The sequence below is a fragment of the Aestuariivivens sp. NBU2969 genome (genome assembly GCF_019931125.1).
Classification (GTDB): domain Bacteria; phylum Bacteroidota; class Bacteroidia; order Flavobacteriales; family Flavobacteriaceae; genus Aestuariivivens; species Aestuariivivens marinum.
In genome coordinates, this window is the sequence record NZ_JAIOUU010000012.1 from 98,398 (window position 1) to 107,594 (window position 9,197).

Below are 9,197 nucleotides of genomic sequence, written 5' to 3' on the forward strand. Positions count from 1 at the left end.
TTCCGAATTATTAACCACAAATCAAAAATAGTTTTTGTAGTTTTGGTTACCTTGTCTGTTCAAGAGTTGTAGAGATCCCTTTTTGGGATATAACAAAATTGACAACCTCTCGACTCCGTTCGAGGTGACACCATATTCATATTTATAACTATTCAATAGAATGTCTGATAAAAAACGCCTTTTTTTAGTTGATGCCTACGCTTTAATTTTTCGTGGCTATTACGCCTTTATAAAAAATCCAAGAATCAATTCCAAAGGAATAGACACCTCTGCCATTATGGGTTTTATGAACTCGCTTTTGGACGTAATAAAACGCGAACGCCCCGACCATTTAGCCGTGTGTTTTGATAAGGGTGGCAGTACCGATCGTATTGAACTGTTTGAAGACTACAAGGCCAATCGTGATGAAACTCCTGAAGCCATAAAAATAGCCGTTCCTTACATTCAGGATATCTTAAAAGCCATGCATATTCCTATTATGGTAAAAGAAGGCTATGAAGCTGATGATGTTATAGGTACTCTTTCAAAACAAGCTGAAAAAGAAGGTTATGAAACCTATATGGTAACCCCCGATAAAGATTTTGCCCAATTAGTTAGTGAACATATTTTCATGTACCGTCCTAAATCCTTTGGGGGCGGTTATGAGGTTTGGGGCATCCCGGAGGTACAACAAAAATTTGAGGTAGAACGCCCTGAACAGGTAATAGACTTTTTAGGAATGATGGGTGACTCGTCCGATAACATTCCCGGACTACCCGGTGTGGGAGAAAAAACTGCTAAAAAATTTATTCAGGCTTATGGCAGTATGGAAAACCTGTTGGCCAACACTCATGAGCTAAAGGGTAAAATGAAGGAAAAGATTGAAGCCAATGCTGATCTAGGGCTGCTCTCCAAAAAACTGGCACGCATTATGCTGAATGTCCCTGTTACATTTGATGCCAAGGATTTTGAAATGGAACACCCTAATATTGATGCCGTAAAGCAGATTTTCCAAGATTTGGAATTTCGGAGATTGACGGAGAATTTCTTAAAGACTTTTGCTACTGAAAATGAGACTTCGACTTCGCCGAGTGAACAGGCTCCGAGTGAAAACAATGTAGCTTCGAGTGACCTCAGCCACCAAACATCAGCATCTAAAAAATCAACATTGGCAGGTGCTGGTCAGTTTTCCCTGTTTGATACCGATGGCACTGATGGAGCAGCTACCGAAACACCTTCAGCATATACCAGAAAAACAGCTGAAACAACATCGCATTTTTATCAAAGTATCACATCAAAAAAAGCGCTGGAACTATTTCTAGAGAAAATCATGTTACAACACAGCGTATGTTTCGATACTGAAACCACTGGTATAGACCCCATTACTGCAGAATTGGTTGGTATTGCATTTTCTTGGGAAGCAGGCAAAGGCTACTACATTCCATTTCCAGATAATAAGAGCGATGCCCAAGGTTTAATAGAGGTTATTCGTCCTTTTTTCGAAAGCAAATCCATTGAAAAAATTGGTCAGAATTTAAAATATGATATTAAAGTCTTGGCCAAATATAACATTGATGTAAAAGGCAAACTGTTCGACACCATGTTGGCACATTACTTGATTAATCCAGACATGCGACATAATATGGACGTACTAGCCGAAACCTATTTAAACTACACGCCCATTTCTATTGAAACCTTAATCGGCAAAAAGGGGAAAAATCAGTTATCCATGCGACAGGTTCCTTTGGAAAAACAAACTGAATACGCTGTTGAGGATGCCGACATTACCCTACAGCTTAAAACCCATTTTGAAAATGAATTGGGTGAAGCCAATACCAAAGCTTTATTCGATAATATTGAAATTCCTTTGTTACGTGTATTAGCAGCTATGGAATTGGAAGGTATAAATTTGAACAAAGCCTTTTTAAATAGCCTTTCGGAACAATTGGATAATGACATAAATACCTTAGAATCTCAAATTTATGCTGAAGCCGGTGAAGTGTTCAACATTGCTTCTCCTAAACAATTGGGTGAGATTTTATTTGACAAACTAAAGTTGGTAGACAAGCCTAAAAAAACCAAAACGGGACAATATTCAACTGCCGAAGATGTATTGAGTTATTTAGCAAAAGACCATGCCATTATTCAAAACATATTGGATTATAGAGGTCTCTCGAAATTAAAAAGTACTTATGTTGATGCTTTGCCCAATCAAGTAGAAACTTCAACCGGCAGGATCCACACCGACTATATGCAAACCGTAGCAGCTACCGGAAGATTGAGCAGCAACAATCCTAACCTTCAAAATATTCCTATTCGTACCGAACGGGGTAGGCAAGTGCGTAAGGCTTTTATTCCTAGGAACAAAGATTATACTCTCTTAGCTGCCGATTATAGCCAAATAGAGTTACGCATTATTGCTGCTCTAAGTGAAGAAGACACTATGATTGAAGCTTTTAAGCACGGTGAGGATATTCATGCCTCAACAGCCTCTAAAGTATTCAATGTGCCTATTGAAACTGTAACCCGTGAACAACGTAGCAATGCCAAAACAGTAAACTTTGGTATTATTTATGGAGTTTCCGCCTTTGGTTTAAGTAATCAAACCAATCTTTCTAGAAGTGAAGCCAAAGAACTTATTGATACCTACTACACTACATACCCCAAACTAAAACGTTTTATTAGCAATCAAGTGGATTTTGCGAGAGACCATGGCTACGTACAAACAGTTTTGGGTCGCAGACGCTATTTAAAGGACATTAACTCACAAAATGCCGTGGTAAGAGGGGCTGCCGAACGCAATGCCGTTAATGCTCCTATACAAGGGAGTGCTGCCGATATTATTAAAATAGCCATGATTAATATTTATAGGAAGCTATTGGAAGGCCAATTTAAAACCAAAATGCTTTTGCAAGTACATGACGAACTGGTGTTCGATGTGTATAAGCCCGAATTGGAGATTGTGTCTAAACTAATCAAAACCGAAATGGAAAACGCATATAAACTTACAGTTCCCTTAGATGTTGATATTGATACTGGGGATAATTGGTTGGAAGCACATTGACCCGCCCTGAACAAAGGGGAAATAAATAAAGAATTCGTTGAAAGAACTGTACTGTACTGTATAAATGTGGGGAATTATACTCAAGGCAGAGTATCAAGTAATTCTTTTGGGTTAGACGATTAAGTTTGGCATTTTAATCAAAAAAATAATCACACTTCTCTATTTGGCAATTAAATATATAATCGTAAATTTAATTATTATCATTTAACCTTCTTTTTAAGACAAGATATTGAACCATGAAAGTAAGATATCGAAATAAGCATATGAACTTCAATCTGATTTTCGGATTGATTTGGTTGGCTTGGTTTTTTATTGGCATGTTCTCCAAAGAAAAACCTCATTGGACAGACTATGGTTGGGCTGTAATTTCTGCCACATATTTAATAGCATATTTTTACCAACGTAAAAATAAATATTTGACAATAAAAAGTGGACTTTTAAAAGTGAATGGCCCTTTTGGAAAGGAAGTACGATTGACTGACATAAAGCGTATAAAAAAATTTGCTGGTGATTATATATTAAAAACAGACAATACTGAATTGATTATAAACACTCAAATAATTGAACCTCATTCACTCGCTAAATTAAACACTGAATTACAAAAACTGAATGTGGAATAGCATTAAAACAGTTTACAGCAAAGAACAAAGTTAAAAATCGGGTATTTTATTATATTGATTTTTTAACCTTAAAACCTACAAAAAATTTCATGCTTCGTGATTTTAGCTAAAACTTTAAGCCACATTGTGAAACAATGAATCTAGCTGTATTCCTTTTATTAATTTGCCAATTATTAACTTCATGTAATACAGATAAAACTACTTTATATCTAGATAAAACTTACCCAGAGGCAAACGAACGTTTTGTTTCAAAAGAAAACATAACCTACTATATCGATCCTGTTAATGGAAATGATGCAAACATTGGAACAAAAAAAGAAGCGCCCTGGAAAACATTTCGGAGAATAAATCAATTACGCTTGAATAAAGGGAATAAAATTAAAATATTATCACCGGGAACATTTAAAGAATCATTGTTTTTAATTGGGCAGGGAAGCACCGATTTTCCCATTATAATTGAATTTGTTCCTGGTAAATATGATTTTTATCCACAAGAAGCTTTTAAAGCTAAATTTCATATTTCCAATACCAATGATTCTCCTAATTCCCCAAAAGCTATTGCCTTTTATTTTTTGAATTCTGAAAATATTAAGATTAAAGGCAATGGAGCAGAATTTATTTTTAGAGGAAAAACAATTGAAACGAGTTTAAACAATTGTAATAACATAACTATCGAAAATCTTAGTTTTGACTATAAACGTCCAACTGTTTCTGAAATGAAGGTTCTAAGTGTAAATAAAAATTATGCCGATATTCAGATACATAAAGATTCACAATATAAAATAGTCGACAGCACTCTTATATGGATTGGTGAGGGCTGGAAACATGAAGCACAGTCTTTGTGGCAAGTTTTTAATTACAAAGAAAATAAGGTCAAGAGAATTAACCTGCCAATAGAAACTATGCGTTTTTTAGAATTAGAACAAAATATGGTACGTATAAATTATAATGTGAACCCAGGATTTATAAAAGGATTTACATATCAGAACCGAAATACATTTAGGGACTATGCAGCCATATTTATACAAAAGAGTAAAAACATTTCCTTTAAAAATGTTAACATCTACTTTATGCACGGAATGGGTATTGTAAGTCAGTACTGTGAAAATATTACACTAGACTCTCTTCTAGTTAAACCAAGAGAATATTCTGGTAGAACCTGCTCTGCTTGGGCAGATATTCTTCACTTCTCGGGATGCAAAGGAAATATTACAATAAATAATTCTTATTTGTCCGCTGCAAATGATGATGCCATTAATGTTCATGGAACTCACCTTCGGATAGTTGAGAAAATTTCAAACAGAAAAATTAAAGTCCGTTTCATGCATCCGCAAACCTATGGTTTTGATGCTTTTTTTACAGGAGACAGCATTGAGTTCATAGGAGCCAAAACACTTTTATCTTATTCCAAAAACAAGGTCATTAACACAGAAAAACTAAATGATAAGGAAATCGAATTAACACTTGGTCAAGATATTCCTAATAATATTAAAATGGATGATGTAATTGAAAACACATCATGGGCAGCTGATGTAACCATTCGAAATAACAAGATAGTTCATATACCAACACGCGGCATTCTCATTACTACAAGAGGAAGGGTAATTATTGAAAAGAATATGTTATTTAAAACTCATATGAGTGGTATTTTGATTGCAAATGATGCAAATAGCTGGTTTGAATCGGGTAGTGTTAAAGATGTAACCATTAGCAATAACAAATTTATTGAATGTGGGGATCCTGTAATTAATATTCATCCTGAAAATTCTGAAATTTTAAGTGAACATCCAATACATAAGAATATTAAAATAATTAACAATCAATTTTTTTTGAAGGAAAATACAATTCTTTCTGCAAAAAGCACAGGAAACCTCAGTTTTTATAATAACAAAATCTATTCAGAGTCTAACCTTAACATGAATGAATTAATAAGCTTAGATGTCTGTTCTAATATTAAAATAAAGGACAATCAAATAAACAATAAAGTGGTTAACACTATATATAAGAACTAGGCGATAATGATAAATTCAAATTCGGTTATATTCCTATTAAGCTATTGGTTTGCTTATACTACTTTTATCCAGATTTTATAAATAATACACCACAAATTTAACCCAAAGAATAGCAAACACGTTTTAGCTAAAAATATTCATGCCTCACTATTTGGTAATCAAATATATAATCGTAAATTTGCAAACTCTTTTTGAGAGAGGAATGTTTAATCAGAAAAATTAAAAGTGTGGACACATTAAGCTACAAAACAATTTCGGCTAACAAATCTACTGTAAACAAGCAGTGGGTTTTGGTTGATGCCGAAGGGCAAACGCTTGGCCGCTTAGCTTCAAAAGTTGCAAAACTTTTAAGAGGTAAGCACAAGCCTAACTTCACACCACATGTTGATTGCGGCGACAACGTTATTGTTATTAATGCAGAAAAAATCAACTTAACTGGAAATAAGTGGAACGATAAAACTTATATTCGTCACACAGGGTACCCAGGTGGTCAGAGAAGTTTAACTGCTACCGAATTGTTTGGAAAAGATCCTGCAAGAGTAGTAGAAAAATCAGTAAAAGGAATGTTGCCTAAAAACAAATTAGGGGCAGATTTATTCCGTAACCTTACAGTTGTTGTTGGTTCAGAACACGCACATGCTGCACAAAAACCAAAAGCAATTAACTTAAACGAATTTAATTAATGGAAGTAATTCACAAAATCGGCCGTAGAAAGACGGCTGTTGCTCGTGCTTATGTTGCCCAAGGAAAAGGGAGCATAACGATTAACAAAAAAGACATAGCCGCTTACTTCACTACTGCCACCCTGCAGTACAAAGTAAAGCAACCTTTGGTTATGACTAACAATGATGGCAACTTTGATATTACAGTCAATGTATATGGTGGTGGTATTACTGGACAAGCAGAAGCGGTACGTTTAGCGATTTCTCGTGCAATGTGCGAAGTAGATGCTGAAAACAGAACCATCCTTAAGCCAGAAGGATTATTAACAAGAGACCCAAGAATGGTTGAGCGTAAAAAATTCGGTCAGAAGAAAGCGCGTAAGAAATTCCAGTTCTCTAAACGTTAATATTATCCTCAACTCGATTGAGGATCTGTTTATCAGATGTCTCAACCTTGTTGAAACCTTTATTGAAATTAAAATTAACCCAGTTATTGTTGTCCATGACAGAAATGTCAGGATTTAGTTTAGCATCTAAATGGTTAAGGCGAATAATAATGACCACTTAACCATTGCTAATTCAACAGAACGTAAACTATTACAAACATGGCAGTAGAAGTAAAAGAACTACTAGAAGCAGGTGTACACTTTGGGCACCTTACACGTAAGTGGGATCCTAATATGGCTCCTTACGTATATATGGAGCGTAACGGCATCCATATTATAAACCTTTACAAAACAGCAGCTAAAATTGAAGAAGCTGGAAATGCATTAGCAAAAATTGCAGCTTCCGGACGTAAAATTTTATTTGTTGCCACCAAAAAACAAGCCAAGGACATCGTTGCAGAAAAAGCAACAGCCATTAACATGCCTTACATTACAGAAAGATGGCCAGGTGGTATGTTAACTAACTTTGTTACTATTAGAAAAGCCGTTAAAAAAATGGCTTCCATCGATAGAATGAAGAAAGATGGCACCTTTAACACCTTATCTAAAAAAGAGCGTTTACAAGTAGACCGTTTAAGAGCTAAGTTAGAGAAAAACTTAGGATCCATTAGTGACATGACTCGTTTACCAGGCGCTTTATTTGTTGTAGATATTAAGCGTGAGCACATCGCGATTAAAGAAGCACAAAAATTAAACATTCCAATTTTTGCAATGGTAGACACCAACTCAGACCCACGTCAAGTTGATTATGTTATCCCTGCAAATGATGACGCTTCTAAATCGATCGATAAAATTTTATCTTATGTAACTACTGCAATAGCTGGTGGTCTAGCTGAACGTAAAGCTGAAAAGCAAGCATCTGCAGAAGGAGATGAAGCTCCAAAAGCTAAAAAAGCCACTAAAAAAGCTGTGGCAGTATCAGAAGAAGAAGAATAAACAACATTAACACAACAAAACAAGTCGTTTATTTATTTTCTGAAATGGAAAAAACTAAACGACTTTTTAAATTATAATTAATTATGAGTACTACAGTAAAAGTTACAGCCGCTGAAGTAAATAAATTAAGACAAGCTACCGGAGCCGGCATGATGGACTGTAAAAAAGCCCTTGTTGAAGCTGAAGGTGATTTTGATAAAGCCATTGAAATCCTTAGAAAAAAAGGACAAAAAGTAGCTGAAAAAAGAGCAGACAGAGAATCTTCTGAAGGTGCTGCTATCGCTAAAATAAATGCAGACCAAACTGCTGGAGTTGCTATTGTATTAGGTTGCGAAACCGACTTTGTTGGTAAGAATGAAAACTTTGTAGCCTTAGCTAATCAATTAGCTGAAGTGGCTTTAAACTATAATACTAAAGAAGAGTTTTTAGCTGCTAATTTTGGCGGCATTACCGTTGCCGAAAAATTAACTGAGCAAACAGGTGTTATTGGCGAGAAATTAGACATTACTGCTTTTGAGAAATTAGAAGCGCCTTATGTTGGGGCTTATGTTCACATTAATAAAATTGCAGCATTGGTTGGTTTGTCTGCAAAAGTAGCTAATGCTGAGACTTTAGTAAAAGATGTAGCTATGCAAGTCGCTTCTATGGGAGCAACCACATTATCTTATAAAGATTTCGATCCTGCTTACATCGCTTCTGAAACTGAAGCTAGAATTGCAGTAATTGAAAAAGATAATGAAGAGTTAGCCCGTTTAGGCAAAACCCTTAAAAATGTACCTAAATACATTTCTATGGCTCAATTAACCGACGAAGTTTTAGCTCAAGCTGAAGCAGATGCAAAAGCTGAATTAAAAGCTGAAGGCAAGCCAGAACAAATTTGGGACAGAATTTTACCAGGTAAAATGGAACGTTTCATTTCAGATAACACAACTTTAGACCAAGAAAAGTGTTTATTGGATCAGAACTTTATTAAAGATGAAAAACAAACCGTTGCCAAATATGTGGCTTCTTACGGCGAAGTTGAAATTACTGGTTTCAAACGTGCTACAGTAGGATAAACATTTGGCTTATTAAATATTTTAAAAAACCATCAAGTTTGAAAGCTTGATGGTTTTTTTATTAAAACTAATTTTAAGTTTTGATTTTCTATAAGAAAATCACCTGTACCAAAACTTAAAACTATAAGGAATTATCCGTAGCATTATATTTTTCATACCATATCTTTTTCAGATATACCTTTATGCTCCTTTTTCAGCCATTAAGTTGCTATATCGGGTTTACTATGACAAAATTTTAGTTTTATGTTGCTTTTCCCATAATTAACCTTAAGTCTTGAAAATAAGCTATATAATGCATAAAAACATTCTTGAATTCATATACAAGAAAACACTGCCGTCCAAAAGTTTTTGAAAACGGGCAATAAAGTTTCTGTGTCCCTTTGTTTATAGGGGCATAATTAATTGTTTGCTGGAATTATC

7 protein-coding genes are annotated in these 9,197 nt (G+C 34.9%); all 7 read left to right on the forward strand.

Annotated elements, in window-relative coordinates:
* Nucleotides 1–160 precede the first annotated feature (160 nt).
* The 7 genes from polA (at nt 161) to tsf (ending at nt 8,777) form a co-directional block, all read left to right on the forward strand.
* Entirely contained in the window at nt 161–3,043 is a 2,883-nt protein-coding gene (gene polA, locus K7G79_RS10100; protein WP_223551457.1) for a DNA polymerase I, read from the forward strand.
* A 236-nt stretch (nt 3,044–3,279) separates the two neighbouring features.
* A complete protein-coding gene (locus K7G79_RS10105; protein ID WP_223551458.1) occupies nt 3,280–3,663 on the forward strand; it encodes a hypothetical protein in 384 nt (127 codons plus the stop codon).
* Nucleotides 3,664–3,797: 134 nt separating this feature from the next.
* Entirely contained in the window at nt 3,798–5,675 is a 1,878-nt protein-coding gene (locus K7G79_RS10110) for a right-handed parallel beta-helix repeat-containing protein (protein ID WP_223551459.1), read from the forward strand.
* 227 nt (nt 5,676–5,902) lie between these two features.
* A complete protein-coding gene (gene rplM / locus K7G79_RS10115; protein WP_223551460.1) occupies nt 5,903–6,358 on the forward strand; it encodes a 50S ribosomal protein L13 in 456 nt (151 codons plus the stop codon).
* A complete protein-coding gene (rpsI, locus tag K7G79_RS10120; protein WP_223551461.1) occupies nt 6,358–6,744 on the forward strand; it encodes a 30S ribosomal protein S9 in 387 nt (128 codons plus the stop codon). The genes rplM and rpsI overlap by 1 nt, the downstream gene beginning before the upstream one ends.
* 198 nt (nt 6,745–6,942) lie before the next feature.
* Complete coding sequence (rpsB, locus tag K7G79_RS10125; RefSeq protein ID WP_223551462.1) at nt 6,943–7,719, forward strand: 30S ribosomal protein S2; 777 nt, start codon at nt 6,943–6,945, stop codon at nt 7,717–7,719.
* Between the two features lie 83 nt (nt 7,720–7,802).
* Entirely contained in the window at nt 7,803–8,777 is a 975-nt protein-coding gene (gene tsf / locus K7G79_RS10130; protein WP_223551463.1) for a translation elongation factor Ts, read from the forward strand.
* Nucleotides 8,778–9,197: the final 420 nt, after the last annotated feature.

Coding starts and splice junctions, on each gene's coding strand:
- polA (WP_223551457.1), top strand. CDS start 161: ATGTCTGATAAAAAACGCCTTTTTTTAGTTGATGCCTACGCTTTAATT.
- K7G79_RS10105 (WP_223551458.1), top strand. CDS start 3,280: ATGAAAGTAAGATATCGAAATAAGCATATGAACTTCAATCTGATTTTC.
- K7G79_RS10110 (WP_223551459.1), top strand. CDS start 3,798: ATGAATCTAGCTGTATTCCTTTTATTAATTTGCCAATTATTAACTTCA.
- rpsI (WP_223551461.1), top strand. CDS start 6,358: ATGGAAGTAATTCACAAAATCGGCCGTAGAAAGACGGCTGTTGCTCGT.
- rpsB (WP_223551462.1), top strand. CDS start 6,943: ATGGCAGTAGAAGTAAAAGAACTACTAGAAGCAGGTGTACACTTTGGG.
- tsf (WP_223551463.1), top strand. CDS start 7,803: ATGAGTACTACAGTAAAAGTTACAGCCGCTGAAGTAAATAAATTAAGA.